This is a genomic window from Arsenophonus endosymbiont of Aphis craccivora, assembly GCF_013460135.1.
Taxonomy (GTDB): Bacteria; Pseudomonadota; Gammaproteobacteria; order Enterobacterales; family Enterobacteriaceae; genus Arsenophonus; species Arsenophonus nilaparvatae.
The window spans coordinates 960,570-985,467 of record NZ_CP038155.1 but is presented as its reverse complement, the minus strand read 5'-3'; the positions used below and the strand labels follow the sequence as shown (position 1 = coordinate 985,467).

At 39.8% G+C, this 24,898-nt stretch carries 16 protein-coding genes, 2 tRNA genes and 7 pseudogenes; 5 read left to right on the top strand and 20 right to left on the bottom strand.

Annotated features, from left to right (window positions below):
- The first annotated feature begins 103 nt into the window (after positions 1-103).
- A pseudogene (locus tag E3U36_RS13405) lies at positions 104-425 on the top strand (GIY-YIG nuclease family protein).
- Here the strand turns inward: E3U36_RS13405 and E3U36_RS05250 are convergent.
- Together E3U36_RS05250 and ubiT are read right to left on the bottom strand one after the other, a co-directional pair.
- Positions 384-890, bottom strand: coding sequence for a GNAT family N-acetyltransferase (locus E3U36_RS05250; RefSeq protein WP_180817333.1), 507 nt, complete (start codon positions 888-890; stop codon positions 384-386). The pseudogene E3U36_RS13405 and the gene E3U36_RS05250 overlap by 42 nt on opposite strands.
- A 35-nt stretch (positions 891-925) precedes the next feature.
- Positions 926-1,402, bottom strand: a pseudogene (gene ubiT / locus E3U36_RS05245) (ubiquinone anaerobic biosynthesis accessory factor UbiT).
- 251 nt (positions 1,403-1,653) lie between these two features.
- Between ubiT and ubiU the strand changes: the two are divergent.
- Positions 1,654-2,645, top strand: a pseudogene (ubiU, locus tag E3U36_RS05240) (ubiquinone anaerobic biosynthesis protein UbiU).
- 13 nt (positions 2,646-2,658) lie between these two features.
- On the top strand, positions 2,659-3,537 hold the full coding sequence (locus E3U36_RS05235; RefSeq protein ID WP_180817545.1) for a U32 family peptidase: 879 nt from the start codon (positions 2,659-2,661) through the stop codon (positions 3,535-3,537).
- Positions 3,538-3,540: 3 nt separating this feature from the next.
- Here the strand turns inward: E3U36_RS05235 and E3U36_RS05230 are convergent.
- The 3 genes and pseudogenes from E3U36_RS05230 to E3U36_RS05220 form a co-directional block, all read right to left on the bottom strand.
- Positions 3,541-4,701: pseudogene (locus E3U36_RS05230) on the bottom strand (ABC transporter permease).
- Positions 4,701-5,843 carry an ABC transporter permease gene (locus tag E3U36_RS05225; protein WP_180817544.1) on the bottom strand — a complete coding sequence of 381 codons (1,143 nt, stop codon included), beginning with the start codon at positions 5,841-5,843 and terminating at the stop codon, positions 4,701-4,703. The pseudogene E3U36_RS05230 and the gene E3U36_RS05225 overlap by 1 nt, the downstream one beginning before the upstream one ends.
- 9 nt (positions 5,844-5,852) lie before the next feature.
- Positions 5,853-6,824, bottom strand: a pseudogene (locus E3U36_RS05220) (HlyD family secretion protein).
- Between the two features lie 253 nt (positions 6,825-7,077).
- Here E3U36_RS05220 and E3U36_RS05215 point away from each other — a divergent pair.
- Positions 7,078-8,774: pseudogene (locus tag E3U36_RS05215) on the top strand (LytS/YhcK type 5TM receptor domain-containing protein).
- Positions 8,775-8,776: 2 nt separating this feature from the next.
- Positions 8,777-9,493 (top strand): annotated as a pseudogene (btsR, locus tag E3U36_RS05210) (two-component system response regulator BtsR).
- 86 nt (positions 9,494-9,579) lie between these two features.
- Here the strand turns inward: btsR and E3U36_RS05205 are convergent.
- From E3U36_RS05205 to folP, 15 genes are all read right to left on the bottom strand, one after another.
- Positions 9,580-11,409 carry a DEAD/DEAH family ATP-dependent RNA helicase gene (locus E3U36_RS05205; RefSeq protein WP_180817332.1) on the bottom strand — a complete coding sequence of 610 codons (1,830 nt, stop codon included), beginning with the start codon at positions 11,407-11,409 and terminating at the stop codon, positions 9,580-9,582.
- Complete coding sequence (yrbN, locus tag E3U36_RS13190; protein ID WP_366212778.1) at positions 11,402-11,473, bottom strand: protein YrbN; 72 nt, start codon at positions 11,471-11,473, stop codon at positions 11,402-11,404. The genes E3U36_RS05205 and yrbN overlap by 8 nt, the downstream gene beginning before the upstream one ends.
- Positions 11,474-11,583: 110 nt before the next feature.
- A complete protein-coding gene (gene nlpI, locus E3U36_RS05195; protein ID WP_180817331.1) occupies positions 11,584-12,462 on the bottom strand; it encodes a lipoprotein NlpI in 879 nt (292 codons plus the stop codon).
- 123 nt (positions 12,463-12,585) lie between these two features.
- A complete protein-coding gene (gene pnp, locus E3U36_RS05190) occupies positions 12,586-14,712 on the bottom strand; it encodes a polyribonucleotide nucleotidyltransferase (RefSeq protein WP_180817330.1) in 2,127 nt (708 codons plus the stop codon).
- A 293-nt stretch (positions 14,713-15,005) separates the two neighbouring features.
- Positions 15,006-15,275, bottom strand: a complete 270-nt coding sequence (rpsO, locus tag E3U36_RS05185; RefSeq protein ID WP_180817329.1) for a 30S ribosomal protein S15 — start codon at positions 15,273-15,275, stop codon at positions 15,006-15,008.
- Between the two features lie 122 nt (positions 15,276-15,397).
- On the bottom strand, positions 15,398-16,339 hold the full coding sequence (truB, locus tag E3U36_RS05180; RefSeq protein ID WP_180817328.1) for a tRNA pseudouridine(55) synthase TruB: 942 nt from the start codon (positions 16,337-16,339) through the stop codon (positions 15,398-15,400).
- A complete protein-coding gene (rbfA, locus tag E3U36_RS05175; RefSeq protein ID WP_180817327.1) occupies positions 16,339-16,755 on the bottom strand; it encodes a 30S ribosome-binding factor RbfA in 417 nt (138 codons plus the stop codon). The genes truB and rbfA overlap by 1 nt, the downstream gene beginning before the upstream one ends.
- Before the next feature lie 262 nt (positions 16,756-17,017).
- On the bottom strand, positions 17,018-19,633 hold the full coding sequence (infB, locus tag E3U36_RS05170) for a translation initiation factor IF-2 (protein ID WP_180817326.1): 2,616 nt from the start codon (positions 19,631-19,633) through the stop codon (positions 17,018-17,020).
- Positions 19,634-19,654: 21 nt separating this feature from the next.
- Entirely contained in the window at positions 19,655-21,169 is a 1,515-nt protein-coding gene (gene nusA / locus E3U36_RS05165) for a transcription termination factor NusA (RefSeq protein WP_180817325.1), read from the bottom strand.
- Between the two features lie 23 nt (positions 21,170-21,192).
- Positions 21,193-21,645, bottom strand: a complete 453-nt coding sequence (rimP, locus tag E3U36_RS05160; protein WP_180817324.1) for a ribosome maturation factor RimP — start codon at positions 21,643-21,645, stop codon at positions 21,193-21,195.
- 190 nt (positions 21,646-21,835) lie between these two features.
- Positions 21,836-21,912 (bottom strand) — tRNA-Met (locus E3U36_RS05155).
- 59 nt (positions 21,913-21,971) lie between these two features.
- Positions 21,972-22,061, bottom strand: a tRNA-Leu gene (locus E3U36_RS05150).
- 56 nt (positions 22,062-22,117) lie between these two features.
- Positions 22,118-22,462, bottom strand: a complete 345-nt coding sequence (gene secG, locus E3U36_RS05145; protein ID WP_180817323.1) for a preprotein translocase subunit SecG — start codon at positions 22,460-22,462, stop codon at positions 22,118-22,120.
- A gap of 242 nt (positions 22,463-22,704) precedes the next feature.
- Positions 22,705-24,042: a phosphoglucosamine mutase gene (glmM, locus tag E3U36_RS05140; RefSeq protein WP_180817322.1), complete on the bottom strand. Its 1,338-nt coding sequence runs from the start codon at positions 24,040-24,042 to the stop codon at positions 22,705-22,707.
- Entirely contained in the window at positions 24,035-24,883 is an 849-nt protein-coding gene (folP, locus tag E3U36_RS05135) for a dihydropteroate synthase (protein ID WP_180817543.1), read from the bottom strand. The genes glmM and folP overlap by 8 nt, the downstream gene beginning before the upstream one ends.
- Between the last annotated feature and the right edge of the window lie 15 nt (positions 24,884-24,898).

Below are 24,898 nucleotides of genomic sequence, written 5' to 3'. Positions count from 1 at the left end.
TTACACACCTTACAGGGCACATAATCACCACAAAATCAGTATAGAACATTGACTTATTTTTTCTATAAAATTAACTAAAACCTAATTTAATCAAACCAATATGATGAAAAAGCATTGGTCAATTTACTTGATAAAAAATGGACAAAATACGCTTTATACTGTTATCACCACAGATATCGAGCGCCGCCTACAAAAACCTCTCTGAGGCAAAGGTGCTAAAGCTTTAAGAGGTAACCCCCCCTCTTTTATTAGTCTACCAATGCCAACTAACAAGTCATTCAGATGCATTGTCCTTAGAATATCAAATAAAACAATTAACCAAAGCACAAAAAGAACAACTTGTCGCAGACCAACCTTTAGATCTGGTTGGTTATCTTGCCAAATTAGCAATCATCAAAATAAGACGAAAACTTAACCAATCCTGAATAATCGGCTAAATTACCATTATCTAACGCATAAACTTGAAAATAGGCCTCCATTCCAGGCCATTTACATGTTAATGTATGCGGTAAAGCCTTAGTAAAACCAAAACGACGGTAATAGTCCGGATCATCCAACACTACTACCGCTTTATAACCACATTCGTTTAGACTATCTAATCCCTCACAAACCAATTTTGCCCCAATACCTTGTCGCTGATAAGCGCTATCAACAGCTAATGGAGCTAACCCCACCCATTGACACTCCTTATCACCGTTGACATCTACTAACGTAAAACCGATATAGCCAATAATTTTTCCTGTATCATCAGTCGCCACCATTCCCAATACCAATAAACCGTCCTGACGCAATTTCTGCACCAAATCAGCCTCAGCATCGGTGGAAAAAGTTTGACGTAATAATTGATCAATACCTGGCGCATCAATAGGAATTTCAACTCGAATTAGCATGATAATGCACGCTCTTTATAATCAATATTTTTATTTTATACTAGTTTAATCAAATCGGCTAATTGCAATAAACCAAAACGTAAAATTGCCGGCATGGTCTCTAACTCAAATGCATCTAAAAGGTTTTTTACATACAAACCAAGCTCTGTATCACCTTCGATATGCAATCGACGTTGGAAAAATAAGGTATAAGGATCTTATTTACGCGCGGCAATTAAAATTAAATCATTCGCATCACTACAAAAACTGACATCTGCTTGTTGATCCTTACTAACTATGATTTTACCTGCCTGCAGGCTAATATACCAAACAAGTTGTACATCTTGCACCTCAACTCTTAGCCATTTATTCTGCAAAAAATCCAGTTCGCCATCGTTTAATGCCTGCTGAAATTGCCAACTTAGTAATTGCTCCAGAATTTGACGCTCTAATATAAAAGGCGTAGCTTTTAATGGTAAACGCATCAATTTAGGCCCTTGTTGGATAATTTGCTGGCGAATTTTTTTTAACACGTTGCAAATTCCTCTTACACTTTTATGATATATTTTTAAGCATTAATGATAATCATCAATTCTGCCAAATTATTAATTAATATCCTTGAATCCACATCAAAATTTAACCAACAATAGATTAAGTCCGTTCAATTTTATGCTCCATCCAGCAAAATCAATTCACAAAAGAAAGTAATCTGGTTTAAGTCAAAACAACCATATTACACCTTGACTACAATCGATAGACATCTAACTATACGCTAGGATCATCAATGGAATTATTATGTCCGGCAGGCAACCTGCCTGCCTTAAAAGTAGCTGTCGATAATGGAGCTGATGCGGTCTATATTGGTTTTAAAGATGACACTAATGCACGTCATTTTGCTGGTTTAAATTTTAGCGAAAAAAAATTGGTTGAAGCCGTCAAATACGTTTATGATCATAATTGCAAATTACATGTTGCTATCAATACTTTTGCTCACCCCAATGGTTTTAATCGCTGGCTATCCGCTGTTGATATGGCTGCGCAAATCGGTGTTGATGCGCTGATCCTGGTTGATCTGGCTATCTTAGAATATGCGGCCAATAAATATCCCCATATTGAACGTCATGTTTCCGTTCAAGCTTCAGTGACAAATATTGCAGCGATTCAATTTTATCACCGTAATTTCGCTGTCCAACGAATAGTGCTTCCTCGTGTTCTATCATTACATCAAGTTAAACAGTTAGGCAAAACCAGCCCGGTAGCATTGGAAGTTTTTGCTTTCGGCAGCCTTTGCATCATGGCGGAAGGACGCTGTTATCTTTCTTCTTATCTGACAGGAGAATCACCCAATACCGTGGGGGCTTGTTCTCCAGCCAGATTTGTACGCTGGCAACAAACCGACCAAGGTATGGAGTCGCGCTTAAATAACATTTTAATCGATTGCTATTCAAATAATGAAAATGCTAGTTACCCAACTCTTTGTAAAGGAAGATACTGTCTCAATGGAAAAAACATGTATTAGAAGAGCCTACTAGCCTAAATACGTTGGAATTGTTACCAGAATTGATGCTGGCAGATATTGCCGCTGTCAAAATCGAAGGCCGCCAGCGAAGCCCAACTTATGTTGGCGACGTTACCCATATCTGGCGGCAAGCTATTGATTATTGCAAAAATGATCCTAAAAAATTCATTACCAATCAAAACTGGAGCAATGTATTGGAAAATCTCTCTGAAGGTAAACAGACCACATTAGGTGCTTATCATCGTAAATGGCAATAGGATAAGACGAAAAATGAAATATTCCTTAGGTTCAGTACTTTATTATTGGTCAAAAGAAACATTAATTCAGTTTTATCAACAAGCGATGAACAGTAGCGCAGATATTATTTATCTTGGTGAAACGGTTTGTAGTAAGCGTCGAGAAATGCAAGCAGCAGACTGGCTTGAACTGGCAAAAGAAATAACTTTACACGGTAAACAAGTAGTAATCTCTAGTTTATCTTTATTGCAAAACGCGGCCGAGCTTCGACAAATAGCTAAATTGGTCGATAATGGTGAATTTTTAGTTGAAGCACACGATTTCGGTGTCGTTAATAAGCTTATTGAGCAAAAAATACCCTTTATGGCAGGATATGGACTCAATTGCTACAATGCCTATACCTTACGCCTGCTTTATCGCCAAGGAATGATACGTTGGTGCTTACCGATTGAACTTTCTCGTGATTGGTTACAATATCTGCTTTATCAATGTGAACAGCTAGGATTTCGCCACAATTTTGAAGTCGAAGTATTTGGTTATGGACATCTACCACTAGCACTGTCAGCTCGCTGTTTTACTGCCCGCTCAGAAAATCGCCATAAAGATAACTGTGATACTTGTTGTGAAAAATATCCACAGGGTAGAAAAGTCTTTTCGCAGGAAAAGAAATTACTCTTTACCCTAAATGGTACCCAGACGCAAAGTGGCTACTGCTATAATCTAGGCAATGAACAAACGTCAATGGTCGGATTAGTCGATATAGTGCGGATCTCCGCTGAAAATCTAGATTCACTCAGTATTTTCGAACAATTTAGAGCTAATCAGCAAGGTCAGTATCCACTAACATTAACTAATGATACAAACTGTAACGGCTTTTGGCGGCACGCAGCCGGTTTATCGCTTATACCATAAAAATTAATAACGTTTTTTTCTTTTCAATAAACAACGCAAATGGTGGCTGAACTGGCGCAGTTCGCCACTACGTAACATATTGATCAATATGCCAAGTAACGCATAAATTGTGCCTAACATTAGCATCATCAAGATATCAATACCTACGTCAGATAAACTTAAATCAAGTTGGTTAATACCCGCTATCGTTTTTATTGCACATGTTGAAGGTAAGGAATAAGCAACCATTCTTACCCAATCCGGCATTGCTTGTAATGCCCAAATAGCGACTGAAATATAAAATACCGGCGTGGTTAGAAAAGCCAGTGTTAGATAAATCATTTCGACACTACGTAAAAATTCGGTAACAAACTTACTTAATCCTAAAACCGCCAATAAGAATGGTAAGGTGACGATCACAAGCTGATAAAGTGGTGCTTCTTGTCGGTAACCCAATACCCAAGGCCAAAGTGCAAAAAAGATGGCCGATAGGAATAACCAAATGGGTAGCAACGCTGACCATGCCCCCAGATAAACAGCGGATGAAATTTTGCCGTTTGCCGCTCTGTGAACGTCAATATAGGCTTTCACACAAGCGACTAACAATGAGTGTTGTAATAACATGACCAATAAACCTGGAAAAACAATCGCAGCAAAACTCGGGCCCGGATTGAATAAAGGTTCTGTTATTCCTTTAATGGGTGTTAATAATGTACTGGCCTGTTGATCAGTAAACCCTGCATTTCTTAGCCGTTGAGTATTATATTCGTTTAACAACTGAATATAAGCAGAGGAAATTTCTTGCTGTATTTGGCCGCTGGCAAGTCAATTAGTACCATCACCATAAACGGGTACCGTAATATTTTTACCATTGAGTAAACTCTTTTCAAAATCGATAGGAATAAGAATAATGGCAAACAATTTCCGTTCACGCATATCAGCCCTTGCTCTGGCAAAATCATCATAACTGTGTAATTTTATTTTTGGTATCGTATCCAGTCGGTTCATCAGTAAGCGGCTAGCAGAACTATGATCTTGATTAATAATTGCTACCGGCAAATCCCACAGTACTGGCCGAATATAAACCAGACTCATAATCGATAACGAAATCAACAACAATAACCACATAGGCTTTGCCAACATGCCAAGTAATACCCGATAAAAAGTCCGAAAATATAGCTTTATCAAAATGCCTCCTGCATTCTTAGCCTTGTTAACAGGCGATTACGGATCAAAAAGGCACAAATAGCAGGGTAAATTAGTAATATTAAACAGACTTGCATGACGCGTAGCAAAGAAACATCTCGCAAAAAAATATCAAACATCACATTTAGTACATGAGTAAGTGGTTGAATATTTGCTACAATCTGTGCGGGCCAAGCCATTGCCATTATTGGCATGGCAAAACCGGAAAAAGCTAATGCCAGACTAACCAACATGCCGATCAAACTATAGGCAGTAAAAATACTTTTGGTAAAAACGAATAACAACATACCGACACTCTGGACGGCAATGACATAAAAAAAGCCCATCAGCAAAAGGTAAAACGGGTTACCGGTAATTTGAGCGTCAAAGAAAAAAGAGAGAGCAGCAATTTCAATTAATAATAATGTGGTAAAAAACAGGGTGTAAGGCGCTAATTTGCCTAATAATGCACTGGTAAATGTTTTGTTGGTTAATAATGCCGTGCCACGCGACATAATATAGATAGTACAAGTGATAACAAACAACTGTAACATATGGATAGTAGCAGCAAATTGCTGATAATAGATATAGTTTCCACTAGGGTTAAACAGACTGTCATAAGAGAGGGTAACTATGGCCAAAGGAGGTATACTACGTCCCATTGATGAAGCTAATATTGGACGGAATTGTGCATTCAGTTGAGCGATTACCCCGCTAAAATCTTGGATGGCATAACTGCCAGAGGCATAAAATAAGGCATTATAATACATTCTGACTGTCGGTTGCCGACCCGTAAGAACATCCTTTTCAAAATGAGAGGGAATGTAGAGCAAAGCATAATCTTTAGCACTGCCTAAACGTAATAACGAAGTATTGATTGTGCCATCAATCTCTTTAATATCAGCATGTGGCGCTGCATTTAAATTACGAATTAACTTATTTGATAATAGGCTATGGTCATGATCAACCACTGAACCCGGAAGATTTAACAAGGTTCCTTCAGAAAAGTTATCGCTTACTAATATAAATAGAAGTAATGGAAATATCCAACTTAACCAATGTAGGATCGGGCTACGAACAGCAATCTGTATTTCTTGATTACAAGCAAAACTAAAGTTAGCCCATATTGCTTTTATTGTCATAAAAAACATCTATTTATCCCAAGCCCACAGTGCGCTCATCCCAGGACGCAATCCATCAATAGGCTCTAGTGGATAAAAGCGTACTTCAAATGTCCTTAAATCAAAGTCTCCAGTTGCACGTGTTGCGCGTTTAGTTGCATAGTCGCCCATTGGTGCAATATAGCGTATTTCCGCTACAATAATTTTGTCCTGTAAAGCAGGAACACGTATCGATACCTTATCGCCTTTACGAACGTAGGCCATAATATCTTCGCGTAAATTATAAATAAAGTAGGCCTGTGGCAAACAAACAAGTGTCAGCAGTGGGCTATTGGCATTAAATAATTCGCCAACTTCGGCCGGTATGGGGCCAACTTCACCATCAACCGGTGCTTTAACAAGTAAATCATCAACTTGCACCTGCAACTCAATCATTTGTTGCTCGGTTTGCCGTAATGCAGCGGCATATTTATTCCGCAATTCAATGCGATCACCATTTTTAGCTTCATCTAATTGCGCCTGAGCGCTATTTACCTGATGGAAAGCGACATCTTTCGCCGGCCGTGCTTTATCTAACTCATTAGCCGAAACATAGCCTTTACCCGATAAATTATTCAGTCGGATATATTCGTTATTTGCATTGGTATATTGGGATTGGGCCTGTTTTAATACAGCTTGAACATTACTGATCGTCTCTTCGCGAGTACCATTTAAAGATCAATCAAGTTGCGCTTTAGCTTGATCACGTACTGCCTTCAATGCCGCTAGTTGCGCTTGCAATTCCGCGCTTTCCAAGGTGATCAACAATTGTCCTTTTTGTACCATGTCACCGCGTTCAATATGACGCTCAATTACACGTCCTCTAGCTTTAGAGGTAACGATGACTTCAGGTGCATCAACTTCTCCTTGTAACAAAATGTGCTTATTCTGTGTATAAAGCAATACAGCAATCGCAACAACGATCAGCATCAGTAGCACTAAAAATGAGATTCTTCTTTTCATATTAACTATAACATACCTTAACTATTTCACATACAACTATACTGTTTGCAATTAACAAACAATTCAGTATGCGCTTTTAAAATGTAAGTTGTTAATAAATTCGTGCTCTAAATCGCACAAAACAGACGGTATACCTTTACTATTGTACAATCTAATCTTTATCCTACTCATATTTTGACTAGTAACCATTCAATTTTAGTCTTGCTCATTCAGTTATGCGATACCATGAAATGTATTTTTTACTGGATTAACTATGTATGCCTTTGATTTATTACTGTTATTACTCCAACAAATGTGTGTTTATTTAATTATCGCCTGGATACTTAGTAAAACCACGCTCATTATTCCATTATTAAAAGTCACGATTTTTACCTCTCATAAGCTGATGTGTTATGTTATCTTTGCTGCTTGTTCAATTATCGGTAGCTATTTGGGGTTATATATTGGTGATGCAATTGCTAACACTCGCGCCATCGGTACCGTATTAAGCGGTTTCCTCGGCGGTCACAGTGTGGGAATATTGGTTGGTATTACCGGCGGAATACACCGTTATTCACTCGGTGGTGCAACAGCAACTAGTTGCATGCTGTCAACGATTATGGAGGGTTTAATTGGCGGATTGGTACATCGTTATTACATAAAACAGATGCAAATCAACAAGCTGTTTAATCCCTATACTGCTGCCAGTGTGACTTTTTTAGTTGTAATTCTGCAAATGTTAATCATTTTATTACGAACAAAACCCTTTGCTAACGCTATCGCCCTGGTTAAAAATATTGCCCTGCCGATGATTATTAGCAATAGTATAGGTGCAGCGATATTTATTCGTATTTTGTTGGATAGGCGCGCTATTATTGAAAAATATACCACGGCCCTTTCTACCCAAGCGTTAAAAATTGCGGCTCATACCGAAGGAATATTGCGCCAAGGATTTAATACTCATAATAGTATGCATGTTGCTAAGATTATTTATCAACAATTACAAATTGGTGCAGTTGCAATCACTGATACAGAAAAAATTCTCGCTTTTGTTGGCATTGGCTCTGATCATCATATTGCCGGCGCTAAACTTACTTCTAAACCAACAATGCGTGCGATTAAAAATAATCAGGTGGTATACGCAGACAGAAATGAAGAACCCTATCAATGCTCAATGAGTATCAACTGTAAAATTGGTTCAGTTTTAGTGATCCCGTTACGAGCAGAAAATCAACAAGTTATTGGTACCATTAAGCTTTATGAGGAAAAAATCGATTATTTAGTTCAATTAATCTTACTTTAGGAGAGGCTATTGCTAGCCTCATATCCGCCCAAACTCTATCCGGCCAATATGAACGAAATAAACAATCTTTGTTAAAGTCAGAAATAAAATTGCTTCATGCACAAGTTAATCCTCATTTTTTATTTAATACACTCAATACCCTACAAGCCGTGATACGTAACGACCGCAAACAAGCTACTGAACTGATAAACTCACTCTCTATCTTCTTGCGTAAAAATTTAAAACGCCCTGAAACGATAACAACATTGTATGCAGAAATTGAACATGTAAACACTTACTTACAAATTGAAAAAGCGTGTTTTGGTGAGCATCTGCAAATTAAAATCCAGATCCCGCCAAAATTGCAAGTCACTAAATTACCGACGTTTTCACTACAACCTCTAGTTGAAAATGCGATCAAACATGGAACCGCACATTTATTAAATACTGGCCGAATTAGCCTTCGTGCCTTTCAACAACATGGGCATATTTATATTGAAATTAAAGATAATGCAGGATTATATCAACCTGCGGAAATCAATGATGGATTAGGCATAAAGCTGGTAGATAAGCGTCTGAAACTCCACTACGGTGAACAATATGGTATCAATATCTTCTGCCAACCAGAACAATTTACTTGTGTCAGGCTGTGTATCACCGATATTAACGTAACAAACCAGGCGACTTAACAATGAAGATTGTAATTGTTGATGACGAACCTCTTGCACGCGAGAATTTACGTTACCTATTAGAGCAGGAAGCCAATATTGATATTATTAGCTAATGCTCTAATGCCATTGAAGCGCTCAGGGTTATTCATCATAAAAAACCGAATGTTGTTTTCCTTGATATTCAAATGCCTCGCATTACAGGACTTGAAATGGTACAAATGCTCGGTCCGCAACATCGGCCTTATATTATATTTGTTACCGCTTTCGACGAAGACGCTATTCAAGCTTTTGAGGAGCATGTTTTTGACTATTTGCTAAAACCGTTAGAAAAAAACCGTTTATCAAAAACCCTTCAGCGGTTACATCACTATCGACAAAAACAGAATATTGAACAATTGTCGAGTAATATCTCCCTTAAATACATTCCATGTGTAGGCCATAATCGTATTTGGTTGATACCCCTTGGCGAAGTGCTCTACATTACATCTCGTATGAATGGTGTATATGTTATGAACAACAAAAATCAAGAAGGATTTACCGAACTGACACTACGCACTATCGAAATGCGTACCACATTGGTTCGTTGCCACCGCCAATACTTGATCAATATGGCCCAACTAAAAGAAATTATTTTTACTGAAAATAATCAGGCAAAACTGGTATTAAGTAATGATCAGCATATTCCGATCAGCCGTCGCTACCTGAAAGTCTTTAAAGAAGCGTTAGGATTATGCTAATTCGGTTGATAACCTTTTAATAAACAAAAAGCTGAATTCAATTGAATTCAGCTTTTGGCGCTAAATAGGACAATAATCCTATTACATTAGATATTGTGATTGCTACGACGGCGTAATCCAGCGTTATTATTCCCTTCGTTACGACCACTGAACTGTTCACGCTCACTACGACGTTCATTACCAAAGCGACGTCCTCGCTCACGTAATTCACCACCATTACGCTGCACACCGTTACCACGACGTTCAAACGGTTGTGCTTCACCTAACAATTGCATTTGCATTGGCTTATTCAAAATACGTGTACGTGTCAAATGATTAAGTAATTCATTTGGCATACCTTTTGGTAACTCTATTGTTGAGTGTGAAGCAAACAATTTAATATTACCAATATAACGACTACTAATATCTGCTTCGTTAGCAATTGCACCGACAATGTGGCGAACTTCAACGCCATCATCACGACCAACTTCAATACGGTACAATTCCATATCACCGACATCACGACGCTCGCGACGCGGACTACGTTCAGAAGTGCCGTTACTGCGACGACGCTCATCACGTGAATTAAATTCACGTTTTGCACGACGAACAGGATCAGGTGGCAATATTAGCGGCCGATCACCTTGCGCCATTTTTAATAGTGCGGAAGCTAAGGTTTCCATATCCAGATCATCATCAACAACTAATTTAGCCAGTAATGCACGATATTTTTCTAAATCACCGCTTTCTAATTGCTTTTGAATATTTTCAGCAAATTTAGCTTGGCGACGTTCACTTAACAGCGTAGAACTTGGTAACTCAACTTCGGCAATTGGCTGCTTCATGGTACGTTCAATATTGCGTAGTAGTCGACGTTCACGATTATCGACAAACAAAATAGCACGCCCAGCACGACCTGCTCGACCGGTACGACCAATTCGATGCACATAAGATTCTGCATCCATCGGTATGTCATAATTAACAACTAAACTAATACGTTCAACATCTAGACCGCGTGCTGCGACATCGGTGGCAATTAATATATCAAGACGGCCATCTTTCAAACGCTCTAAAGTTTGCTCACGTAGAGCTTGATTCATATCGCCATTTAGAGCCGAGCTATTATAGCCACTACGTTCAAGCGCTTCAGCAACCTCTAATGTGGCATTTTTAGTGCGTACAAAAATAATTGCCGCATCAAAATCTTCAGCCTCCAAAAAACGAACTAATGCTTCATTTTTACGCATGCCATAGACAGACCAATAACTTTGGGTAATGTCTGGACGCGTCGTCACACTGGATTGAATGCTGATCTCTTTTGGTGATTTCATAAAACGACGAGTAATACGACGGATCGCTTCCGGCATTGTGGCAGAAAATAGTGCCGTTTGATGCTCGGTTGGGATTTGACTCATGATATTTTCAACGTCTTCAATGAACCCCATACGTAACATTTCGTCCGCTTCATCAAGAACCAAGCCACGTAAATGGGATAAATTTAGCGTCCCTCGTTTCAAGTGATCTAATAAGCGACCAGGAGTTCCTACTACAATTTGTGGGCCTTGCCTTAGTGCGCGTAGTTGCGAATCGTAACGCTGCCCACCATAAAGTGCGACTACATTTACTGAACGCATGTGTTTGGAGAATTCACCCATGGCTTCCGCAACTTGTACGGCTAACTCACGCGTTGGTGCCAACACTAAGATTTGAGGGGCTTTCAATGTGATATCTATATTATGTAATAGCGGTAAACTAAAAGCGGCGGTTTTACCACTACCGGTTTGTGCCATACCTAATACGTCACACCCATCTAATAAATAGGGGATACATTGCTGCTGGATTGGCGATGGTTTTTCATAACCAAGGTCATTTAGTGCAGAAAGAATCGGTGTTGATAAACCTAAATCAGCAAAAGAGATTTCAGTCTCATTAGTCATGCAAAAGTGCCTCATTTATTATGGCGGCCAGTTTACATAACTCTGCGAAAAAAATTTCTGTCATTTTCATTTAAAATGTGAACTGGCTCAAATTATGTTATTAAACGAACAACAAGCCCTCATCACAATCGATGAAGACTTAAAAAAGCAGTGATGATATGTTCGTCGCTACTGTTAGCCTGATTCTGAAAGGTCGTCTTGTGCCTGACCTAACAAATCCAGTTCCAAAAGAGCATAGCGGTGCTCAACAAAGCTATGTGCATTGCTAGCTACCGTAAGCTTGAATAACGCTATAGCGTTATCATTATCCCCCAGACTTAGGTAATATTTACCTAAATAGAAGTTAGTTTCACTAAGATGCTCAGCGAGCGAAGTGTTATCTGTTGAATTCTCTTTCAGACGAACCATCAATGTTTTTTCACTGATTTTACCTAAATAGAATTCAACTATATTCCAGCCCCATTGCCCTTTTTCCGCTTGGTTATAACGAGATAAGAAATTGGCTTGCGCCATTTTTGGTTTTATCTCTTTCTCCACTAAATAAAGCCATAAGCTGCGGAAAGGATCATTTGTATCTTGTCGATAATATGCCAGCAGATCACCCTGCGCCAATCGATATCTCCCACCATAATACAGTGCAATACCCCGATTCATGCGCGCGAAATTGTAAGTTGGATCAAGCTCTAAAACAGAATCAAACGCTTCATAGGCAGCATCAAAATTGCCTGCCTGTGTAAAATATATTCCCAGAAAATTAAAAACTTCCGGAATATCAGGACGTATAGCTAGCGCCATGGTAAAATCATTGCGCGCTAACGCCCTCAATCCGAGACTATCATACAACACACCGCGTTCATATAAAAGCTGTGCATATTCATCATCGGACAACGACCGGCTCGCAAGGATCTGCTCCATACGAGCCAATATTACTTCTTGTTGCAATTTGGGTTGCAATGGGACAGCAAAGACTTCATTTTTACGCCAGTTTTCACTGCTGCAACCGACAATAAAAACAATAGCAGCAGTATAAAGCCAGCGCAGAAAAGAATTCATTTTCTTCTCCCAAAGACAGAAACTAATCAATATATCCCGTCAATCCCCACAATTACCGGAGACTCAGCTATTAAAAACACTGAGTAGGTGCTCTTTTTACAGGACACCGAGCCTTACGTCAAATTATTCTGCAGAAATCTGTGTTTCTGTTTCAGACGGCTTTTCAGCAGAAACCGCCTCTTTAATACTAAGGCGAATACGACCCTGCCGATCAATTTCCAATACTTTGACTGGCACTTCCTGACCTAACTGTAAGTAATCAGTAACTTTTTCAACTCGTTTTTCTGCTATCTGAGAGATATGCACCAGCCCTTCTTTACCACCACCAATAGCAACAAAAGCACCAAAGTCAACGATACGTGTGACTTTGCCCTGATAGATACGACCAACTGCAACTTCTGCGGTAATATCTCCAATACTACGAATAGCCGCTTCTGCTTTAGAACTATCGGTTGCAGCAATTTTTACGGTACCATCATCATCAATTTCAATCGTAGTACCGGTTTCTTCAGTCAATGCTCTAATGACAGAACCACCTTTACCTATTACATCTTTGATCTTATCAGGATTGATTTGCATAGTATGAATACGTGGCGCAAACTCAGAAATCTCTTCACGAGGGACATTAATAGCCTCTTCCATAACACTTAAAATGTGTACACGAGCCCCTTTTGCCTGGTTTAACGCAACTTGCATAATTTCACGCGTAATGCCCTCGATCTTGATATCCATTTGCAGAGCACTAATACCTTCACGACTACCCGCGACTTTAAAATCCATATCGCCTAAATGATCTTCATCACCCAAGATATCGGAAAGCACAACAAAATCATCGTTTTCTTTCACTAATCCCATTGCAATACCTGCTACCGCTGCCTTAATTGGAACACCGGCATCCATTAATGCTAGTGATGCCCCACAGACGGAAGCCATAGAAGAAGATCCATTAGATTCAGTGATTTCAGACACTACACGTACAGTATAGGGAAACTCTGACTGATTCGGCATCACCGCCAATACTCCACGCTTAGCCAAACGCCCATGGCCAATTTCACGCCTTTTTGGTGAACCGACCATGCCTGTCTCACCTACTGAATAAGGAGGGAAATTATAATGGAATAGAAAACGATCGGTATATTCACCCATCAGCTCGTCAATAACTTGCGCATCACGTTCAGTACCAAGAGTTGCCGTGACCAACGCCTGCGTTTCTCCGCGCGTAAATAATGCTGAACCATGGGTACGAGGTAATACACCCGTACGGACATCAAGTGCACGTACCATATCTTTTTCTCGCCCATCAATCCGCGGTTCACCTTTTAATACCCGAGTACGGACAACTTTTTTCTCTAAACCGGAAAGAATGTCGTTTATCTCAGCAACATCTAAAGATTCATTTTCCGCCAAAAGCGCATTAGCGACATCTTCTTTAATTGCATCAACGTTAGTGTAACGCTCTTGTTTTTCAGTAATACGATAAGCATCACCTAACCGCTCTTCAGCTAATTGAGCAATACGATTATGTAATTCTTCATTAATCGCTTCAGGCTGCCAATCCCATTTTTCTTTACCTGTTTCGGCTACCAAGGCATTAATATTATCAATCACGATTTGCTGTTGCTCGTGACCAAAAACAACCGCACCAAGCATTTGCTCTTCCGTCAATAAATCAGCTTCAGACTCTACCATTAGTACCGCACTCGACGTACCTGCGACAACTAAATCTAAGCGACTGCTATTCAATTCATCAACGGTGGGATTTAAAACATACTGGTCATCAATATAACCAACACGAGCTGCACCAATTGGACCATTAAATGGAATACCCGATATAGATAATGCAGCAGAAGCGCCGATCATAGCAACAATATCTGGATTCACTTGCGGATTAATGGATACAACCGTAGCAATAATTTGTATTTCATTGACAAATCCCTCTGGAAACAAGGGACGAAGTGGACGATCAATCAGCCGGGCTATCAGTGTTTCACCTTCACCAGGACGACCCTCACGACGAAAAAAACTACCGGGGATTCTGCCGGCAGCATAAGATCGCTCCTGATAGTTAACTGTCAGTGGAAAGAAATCCTGCCCTTCTGTCACTTTTTTCTGCCCAACAACAGTGACAAATACGGCTGTATCATCCATATTAAACATAACTGCAGCAGTCGCCTGACGCGCCATCATACCCGTTTCGATAGTGACGGTATGCTGGCCATATTGAAATTTACGAACAATAGGATTAAGCAAAATAATACCCTTTTAATAGCTGTTTATTTATATAACAACACCAATATTTCCTTTCTTGCTACATCCTCGCGACTAATGAGAATACTGATATTCACAAAATAAGTAAAAATATTCAGTATTCTCATTAGCCGCGCGAACCGGTTGTAGCTAAAGAAGCTCACATTATTTAGAAATAAATTGACAAAAATCTATTTCCTAAAATCATTTTGTAAGTGTAAACCAATTCTAAAAATTTTTTCCGCTTTCTAGCAGAAAAGGGGCCAGTAGGCCCCTTTTCTTTTGAAACCAACTAATCAGCGACGTAATCCTAAGCGCTCAATAAGTGTGGTATAACGAGCAACATCTTTACCCTTAAGATAGTTCAATAGCTTACGACGCTGAGCAACCATACGCAACAGCCCTCGACGGCTGTGGTGATCTTTCTTGTGCTCTGCAAAGTGACCTTGCAAATGATTGATCTCCGCAGTCAATAGAGCAACTTGAACTTCACTAGAACCCGTGTCATTTTTATCACGGCCATAGTCTGAGATAATTTGCGCTTTCGCTTCAGTACTTAGAGACATAAATAACTCCAAATTTTCCATTAAACATAACGAAAGCCAATCTCTAATTCAGCCTTCCCAAACAAATGCTCACTTATTTTACGCTTCAATTACTCATAACGCAAGATTACATCTAAATCCTATCAAACACTTTCCACCACTAAACGACGAGGTGCTATCATATTTTGTTCATCGATCTCAGCGATACCAATAAATTTATGCATATCACCTTCTGTTACGCGAACTTTATTACCTTCGGAAAGCCGATGGTTAGCAACAACAACCGCTTGCCCTTGTTTAAAATAGCTTGCAACAATCGATGAAATATTGATTTCAGGAAAATGATTAACTGCTGTATCCATTGGTAATAATAAAGGATCTAATTGTGCCTCCAGAGAAGTTGTCCCTAATTCCACTTGCTGCTTAAGCGTATATAATTGTTCTATTGTTACCATACGTTCACTGGGATAACTAGCTACCTGTAAGCGCCTTAGATAAATCACATGAGCACCACAACCCAACAATTCACCTAAATCATCAATAATAGTTCGTATATAAGTTCCTTTAGAACAATGAATTGTTAATTCCAGTTCATTCTCTTGCCAGCGCTCAAATTGTAAATCATAAACAGTAATTTGTCGGCCTTCACGTTCAATAGTAATCCCCTTACGGGCATATTCATAAAGTGGCTTACCCTGATATTTAAGCGCAGAATACATAGACGGTATTTGGATTAAATTACCACGAAATTTATCTAGTGCCTTATCAAGTTGCAGTTGTGTTATTTCGATAGGGCGTTGACAAATTATTTTACCATGCGCATCTGAAGTATCAGTACGCTGCCCTAAACGAGCAATAACCCGATAGCGTTTATCAGAATCAAGCAAAAATTGTGAAAATTTAGTTGCTTCCCCCAAACAAATCGGTAACATGCCGGTTGCTAAAGGATCGAGTGCTCCTGTATGACCGGCTTTTTTTGCATTAAATAAACGACGTACTTTCTGCAAAGCGTCATTAGATGAAAGTTCTGCCGGTTTATCTAATAACAATACTCCGTGAACCTCACGACCACGACGATGCCTCATTACTTCCTCTCTTTATCATCTTTTGTAGTATGACGGCGCTTTTCATCATCACGGATCACGTTGCTAACTAAATTAGACATACGCATACCTTCCACCAAAGAGCTATCATAAAAAAAAGTTAATTCAGGAACAATACGTAAACGCATCGCTTTACCCAACAAAGAACGAATATGTTTCGCCATATCACCATTCAATACTTTAATACCATTTTTAACCATATCTGTTTCATGTTCTTTTGCTGATATGTTTAAAAAAGTCACGAACACTTTGGCATAAGCCAAATCACAAGAAACTTCCACCCCTGAGACAGTAGCCATTTTAACACGTGGATCTTTAATTTCTCGATGAAGAATAATGGCGATCTCTTTTTGTATTTCCTGGGCAACACGCTGAGCACGACCAAACTCTCTTGCCATTATGATATCTCCTCACAAGGGTAAAACTAAAATATAATGACCATTAATTATTATGATATATATTAGAAAAATAAAATTCAATACTTATATCTATTTGATTTTTATATAAAATAAATATTAACTATTATTTATCATAATAGAATTAATCCCCTCGCAACAATCGATAACCAATATACCCGATCTAAATGGTTATCTATAACTCTTTAACTAAAAGGCCATAACTGATGTTATGGCCTTTTAATAAGCATCAATAAAGCAGGCATTAATTATCAATAGAACGTTTCACTTCAATGATTTCAAATACTTCTATCATATCACCTACACGTACATCATTATAATTCTTCACACCAATACCACACTCCATGCCATTGCGTACTTCGTTGACATCATCTTTAAAGCGACGTAATGATTCCAATTCACCTTCATAAATAACCACATTATCCCGCAATACACGGATAGGGTTATTACGCTTGATTATGCCTTCAACAACCATACAACCAGCAATGGCCACAAACTTAGGTGATTTAAACACATCACGGACTTCGGCTAATCCGATAATTTGCTGTTTATATTCAGGCGCCAACATACCACTCATCGCCTGTTTGATCTCATCGATAAGACTATAAATAACCGAATAATAGCGTAGATCCAAATTTTCACTTTCAACAATGCTTCTTGCTGCAGCATCGGCGCGGACATTGAAACCAATGATAATTGCATGAGAAGCAGCAGCCAATGTAACATCGGTTTCTGTAATACCACCTACACCTGAACCAATAATTTTCACTTTCACTTCATCAGTTGATAATTTTTGCAACGAATCAGTAATGGCTTCACAGCTACCTTGTACATCGGTTTTTAATACAATATTTAACTCAGAAATCTTACCATATTCTATATTAGCAAACATGTTTTCTAGTTTTGACTTCTGCTGGCGTGCCAATTTTACTTCTCGGAATTTACCTTGACGATAAAGTGCAACCTCACGCGCTTTCTTTTCATCACGGACGACCGTTGCTTCATCGCCTGCTGAAGGTACATTTGATAACCCCAGAATTTCAACCGGAATCGATGGCCCTGCAGACTGAATATCTTCACCTAATTCATTACGCATTGCACGAATACGGCCATACTCAAAACCACATAATACAATGTCACCTTTATTAAGGGTGCCTTCCTGAACTAAAATCGTCGCAACCGAACCGCGACCTTTGTCCAAATAAGACTCGATAACAACACAACTTGCCATTCCAGTACGAACCGCTTTGAGTTCTAATACTTCAGCTTGTAATAATATAGCTTCTAATAATTCATCAATACCTGTCCCTTTTTTGGCAGATACATTGATAAATTGATTTTCGCCACCCCACTCTTCAGCCACAACACCATATTGCGACAGCTCATTTTTGACGCGATCAGGATCAGCTTCGTGTTTATCAATTTTATTAACTGCAACGACAACCGGCACATTAGCGGCCTTGGCATGCTGAATAGCTTCTATCGTCTGAGGCATCACACCATCATCCGCCGCAACGACCAAAACAACAATATCCGTTGCTTTAGCACCGCGAGCACGCATTGAAGTAAATGCAGCATGTCCTGGTGTATCTAAGAAGGTAATCATGCCTTTATCTGTTTCAACATGATAGGCACCTATGTGCTGCGTAATGCCGCCAGCTTCACCCGATGCAACTTTAGTTGAACGAATATAGTCAAGTAATGAAGTTTTACCATGGTCAACATGTCCCATGATGGTTACGACTGGCGCCCGAGGTTCTGCAACTGCTTCACCGGTATCACGATCATTTAAAATCGCTTCTTCCAGCTCATTTTCACGCCGTAAAATAACTTTATGCCCCATTTCCTCTGCCACAAGTTGCGCTGTTTCTTGATCAACAACCTGATTGATGGTCACCATAGCGCCCATTTTCATCATGGTCTTGACAACTTGTGAGCCTTTGACTGCCATCTTATTCGCTAATTCAGCAACCGAGATGGTTTCGCCAATCACAACATCACGGTTAATAACCGCAACCGGTTTTGTGAAGCTCTGCTGTAATGAACTGGTTTTTTTCTGTTTACCTTTGGTTTTATTCGTACGACCAACCGCTCGCTCTTCTTCGCGATCAGCTTTTTCAGAATGTTTATTATTTTTTTTCTGCCGAGTAGCCTTTCCAGCTCGATTTCGGGCGCGACGGCCTTCTTCTTGGGCATCATTTTCATCTTCTGCTTCACGAGCATGACGAGAAGTCGTAGTATGATAATCTGCATTATCTTCCGTTTCGTCATTACTACTCCAACGATTGGAGTTTTCCTCTGCCATACGACGAGCTTCTTCGGCAACGCGTTTAGCTTCCGCTTCAACCTTACGTCGCATCTCTTCTTCAGCTTTACGTTTAAGCTCTGCTGCCTCATCTTCGCGACGCTGTTTTTCAGTATAAGCAGCCGAATCTTGACTGGATTTAGCTGTTTTGGGATTATTTTTACTTTGTTTCACTTTCGCTTTTTCCGCTGCTTCGCGCTTTGCTTGCTCTTCCGCTTCATGCTTCACTTGTTCTTCAGCTTTCGCTTTTTCCAAGGCATCGCGGTCAACATATGTGCGCTTTTTACGGACCTCAATGTTGACTGATTTACTTTTTCCGCCAGTACTCGTCACACTTAGTGTGCTGCGAGTTTTTCGCTGTAGTGTTAATTTGCCAGTCTGGTTACCTGTCGTCCCATCTTCACGATTTAAGTATGCAAGTAAAGTTTCTTTTTCATTTTGAGTAACAGCATCATTTTCAGTTTTCTTTATCCCGGCACCAGCAAACTGCTGTACCAGGCGTTCAACTGAAGTTTGAATCTCTGCTGCCAATGATTTTACAGTTTTATCTGCCATTCTGTTCTTTCCTGCTACAAATTATTTTGGATCGTTGCCAAACCAGCAAATATTGCGCGCAGCCATAATAATTTCACCAGCCTGTTCATCATTCAGCCCTTCTTGAATATCTCTCAGATCGTCGATCCCCTGCTCGGCAAGATCTTCCAATGTACAAATACCATGAGCAGCTAGGTTCATTGCTAAAGCATGATTCATACCTGGTAGATTTAACAGATCCTCAGTTGGCTGATTATCCCCCATACTCTCTTTTTGAGCCAATTCTAATGTCGTCAGCGCTGCTTTCGCTCTTTCACGCAAAATTTCAATCGTTGTCTCATCAAGACTTTCAATTTCTAATAGTTCGTTGATTGGTACATAAGCTAATTCTTCTAATGTAGAAAAACCTTCTTCAACGAGAGCAGTAGCGAATTCTTCATCAATATCAAGGTGCTTAACAAAAGAATCAAGAGATGCATGTGCCTCTGCTTGATGTTTAGCTTCAAGTTCTTCCGCGGTCATTACATTCAATTCCCATCTGTCATCTACACGATGCTTTTTCAGTAACTGGGAAGCTAAGCGAACATTTTGTCCATTGCGGCCAATTGCCTGAGCCAAATTACTACTTTCAACGGCAACATCCATCGTACATTTATCTTCATCAACGACAATAGAGGCAACGTCAGCTGGCGCCATCGCATTAATCACAAATTGTGCAGGATTATCATCCCACAAAACAATATCAATACGCTCTCCTCCAAGTTCGCTTGATACTGCTTGCACCCTTGCACCACGCATCCCAACACAAGCGCCTACTGGATCGATGCGTTTATCATTCGTTTTTACGGCAATTTTTGCCCGCGATCCTGGATCACGAGCAGCGGCTTTAATTTCAATAATTTCTTCACCGATTTCCGGTACTTCTATGCGAAATAATTCTACTAACATTTCAGGACGAGAACGGCTAACAAATAGCTGCTCTCCAGGCGCTTCTGGGCGTACATCATACAAGACACCACGCACACGGTCACCTGATCGAAAGTTTTCACGTGGTAACATATCTTCCCGTAAAATTACCGCTTCGGCATTATTACCTAAATCCAAGGTAATATTTTCACGATTGACTTTTTTTACCACCCCGGTAATGATTTCACCTTGCTGATCACGAAATTGCTCGACAACCATCGCTCTCTCAGCTTCACGTACCTTTTGAACAATAACCTGTTTTGCAGTTTGAGTGGTAATGCGGTCAAAGGTAACAGACTCTATTTGATCCTCTACATAATCACCTAAATTCATCTCTGAGTCTTCAAATTTTGCCGCATCTAAAGTAATTTCCCGTGTCGGCTGTGTAACTTCTTCAACCACCAACCAACGACGAAATGTATCAAAATCTCCCGTTTTACGATCAATATTAACGCGAACATCAATCTCTGGTTCATATTTTTTCTTAGTAGCTGTTGCTAATGCGGTTTCAAGCGCTTCAAAGATTTTTTCGCGAGGAAGCGATTTTTCATTAGAAACCGCTTCCACAACAGCCAGAATTTCTTTATTCATCCTAGGTGCCTCATTGAACTTTATTAAAAGTGGGGTACCAGGTTAGCTTTCTGGATGTTTTTTAGTGCAAACACTTCGTCCTTGCCATCCACAGTAACCGTAATCATTTCGTCATCAACAGCTTTAATTATACCTCGCCATTTACGACGGTTCTGCATTGCTATTCTTAATATTAAATTCAATTCTTTACCAATAAAATGCTGATAGTGTGCAACAGTAAAGAGTGGACGCTCAAGTCCTGGTGAAGATATCTCCAGGTTATAGAGCTCTGAGAGCGGATCTTCAACATCCAGAACTGCACTGACCTGGTGGCTAACTTCGGCACAATCATCAACGGTAATACCATTTTCGTTATCAATATAAACGCGTAATGTCGAAACCCGTGCTCGAATAAACTCCAGACCAACAAATTCAAAACCTAGAGCTTCTACCGGCACTGAAATCATCGATATTAATTTTTGCTCTAACGTGGACAAACCCCACCCCCAGACATAAAAAAAGGGCTAAAAGCCCAGTAATTCTGTTTTAAATAACAAAAAACCCCGAAAACCGGGGCTTTATGCAACTGGACCCTATACACTGCAAGTAGGTTTAACCCCTGACTCAGCACTCTTCCAAACGAAAATAATCCAATAAGACGCCTGAAATAGATCATATGCTAAGAAGTGGTTGCGGGAGCCGGATTTGAACCGACGACCTTCGGGTTATGAGCCCGCCGAGCTACCAAGCTGCTCCATCCCGCGTTCGTAAATTACGCAAATTTTACGCTTATAATATGCGAAACGCAAGCTATCTTTTAAAATGGTGCCGAGAACGGGACTTGAACCCGTACGCCCGTTTTATAGGCACTACCACCTCAAGGTAGCGTGTATACCAATTTCACCACCTCGGCACACCAGTAAGACAATTTTTTAATAAAACCGCCTCACTACACAAACTTTTGCTTAATCAATGAGGGATATCACTTGTTGGGGCTGGGGCTACAGGCGCTGTAGGAACTCCCACTGGTTTCTCAACTTTAACAGGTTCACCAATGTTTTCCCATTTGCTTCCAGTCACACTTTGATTAGCAGTTAAATTCCCTAAAATTAAACTGATAACAAAGAATAATGTTGCAAAGATAGCCGTCATCCGCGTCATAAAATTACCTGATCCTGATGAACCAAATAATGTTGCAGAAGCACCTGCACCAAATGAAGCTCCCATATCAGCACCTTTCCCTTGTTGCAGCATGACCATACCAATCAGCGCAATTGAGACTAATAAAAAGATAACCAAAAGGGTTATGTACATAGCTAACTACCTATTTGACAATAAAGTTCGGAAAAACCTATCTACTGCAACTTGCTCCTTAAGTCGTTACTTTAAGTAATCTGTTTTGAATACTAACCAAAACTTAGCTGACAAGCAAGATTATTTTTATCTCATCGTACTATTTGTAGAAAAAAACAACAAAAGTTGTTCTCCAAAGCCAGTTGACGAAAAACGACACAATACTTATACAACCATATGATCTTTTATAAAAATATTATGACCTATTTCACTTGCTTGACAACTTCAGCAATGCGATTAGCCATGGCGGTAACCTGCTTTTCATTCTCACCTTCCACCATGATACGAATTAAAGGCTCGGTACCTGATTTACGCAATAAAACCCGTCCTCTACCTGCTAGTTCTTTTTCCACTTGGTTTACCACATTTAAAACTTCTTCTGTGGCCAATGGATTATGGCTACCGGAAAAACGCACATTTATTAATACTTGAGGCATCAATTTAATCTCACAACAGAGATCATAAAGGCTCATATTATTACGGAGCATCGCACTTAGAACTTGTAAACCAGCAATAATTCCATCACCTGTTGTCGTTTTATCTAACAAAATAATATGGCCTGAATTTTCAGCACCAAGCCGCCATCCTTGCTCTTGTAATTTTTCGAGAACATAACGATCGCCAACTTTTGCCCTGATAAAAGGTATATCCAACTGTTGCAGGGCTAATTCTAATCCCATATTACTCATTAAAGTGCCAACAACTCCACCGTGCAATTGAGCTTGTCGAAGTGCATCACGCGCAATAATATAAAGAATTTGATCACCATCTATTCTATTACCACGATGATCAACCATTATTACCCGATCTCCATCACCATCAAAAGCAAAACCAATATCCGCTTTTTCTGTTACCACACGTTTTTGCAATAGCGTAACATCAGTCGCGCCACAGCCCTCATTAATATTCAGTCCATTTGGTTCACAGCCGATTGCGATGACTTCCGCACCAAGCTCAGTTAAAACATTCGGGGCAATATGATAGGTTGCGCCATTAGCACAATCTAAAACTATTTTTAATCCACTTAAACTTTGGTCACTGGGAAACGTCCCTTTGCAATACTCTATATAACGCCCAGCAGCATCAACAATGCGACTCGCTCGTCCTAATTCGGCAGACTCAACACAAGTAAGTGGTTTTTCCATCTCAGCTTCTATTGCTTCTTCTACATCATCAGGTAATTTAGTGCCATCAATCGAAAAGAATTTAATACCATTATCATAATAGGGATTATGGGAAGCAGAAATAACAATGCCCGCTTCAGCACGGTATGTGCGTGTTAAATAAGCAATCGCTGGTGTAGGCATAGGACCTGTAAATGCAGCTGATAACCCCGCTGCTGCAAGACCAGCTTCTAAAGATGACTCCAGCATATAACCTGAAATGCGTGTATCTTTACCTATGATTATTTTACGAGAACCATGACGCGCTAAAACCTTACCCGCTGCCCAACCCAATTTCAAAACAAAATCAGGGGTAATTGGGTTTTCTCCTACTTTGCCACGAATACCATCGGTGCCAAAATATTTGCGATTACTCATAATCATCTGTTTCCTTTACTGAAAGGGTTGCTTGAACAATCTTCATAGCCTGTACAGTTTCTTTTACATCATGAGCACGAATAATCTGTGCTCCCTGCATAGCTGCGATAACTGCGCATGCGATACCGCCAATAAGCCGTTCCTCTAGTGGTACATCTAATAGTTCACCAATCATAGATTTACGTGACATACCCACTAGTAGTGGCACTCCGAGAGCATGAAATTCATTCAATTTCGCTAATAATTGATAATTATGCACCAAGTTTTTACCAAAACCGAAACCTGGATCAATAATCAAACGATTTTTCGCAATGCCAGCCGCTTCACAGCGTTCAATTTCATCTGATAAATACTGCTTTACTTCTACAACCACATTTTTATAATCGGGTGTTTGTTGCATTGTCTTAGGTTGACCTAACATATGCATAATACAGATCGATAATCCTGTTTCAGCCGCAGCTTCTAATGCACCCGGTTCATGTAACGACCTAACATCATTAATAATATGCGCACCTGCTCTAGCTGCCTCTGTCATGACAACAGCTTTAGATGTATCAACAGAAACCCAAACATCAAAACGGTCAGTTACTGCTTCGATTATTGGGATAACTCGATCAAGTTCTTGCTGTAGACGGACTTCGTTAGCACCCGGACGGGTTGATTCACCACCAATATCGATAATTGCCGCACCATGGTTAACCATACTAGCTACATGCTTGAGCGCATAGTCATAACGATTGTATATACCACCATCAGAAAAAGAGTCTGGAGTAACATTTAATATTCCCATAACAACAGGACAATTAAGATCAAGCTCTATTTTTCGGGCAGTAATTTTCATAATCACCTTACTCAA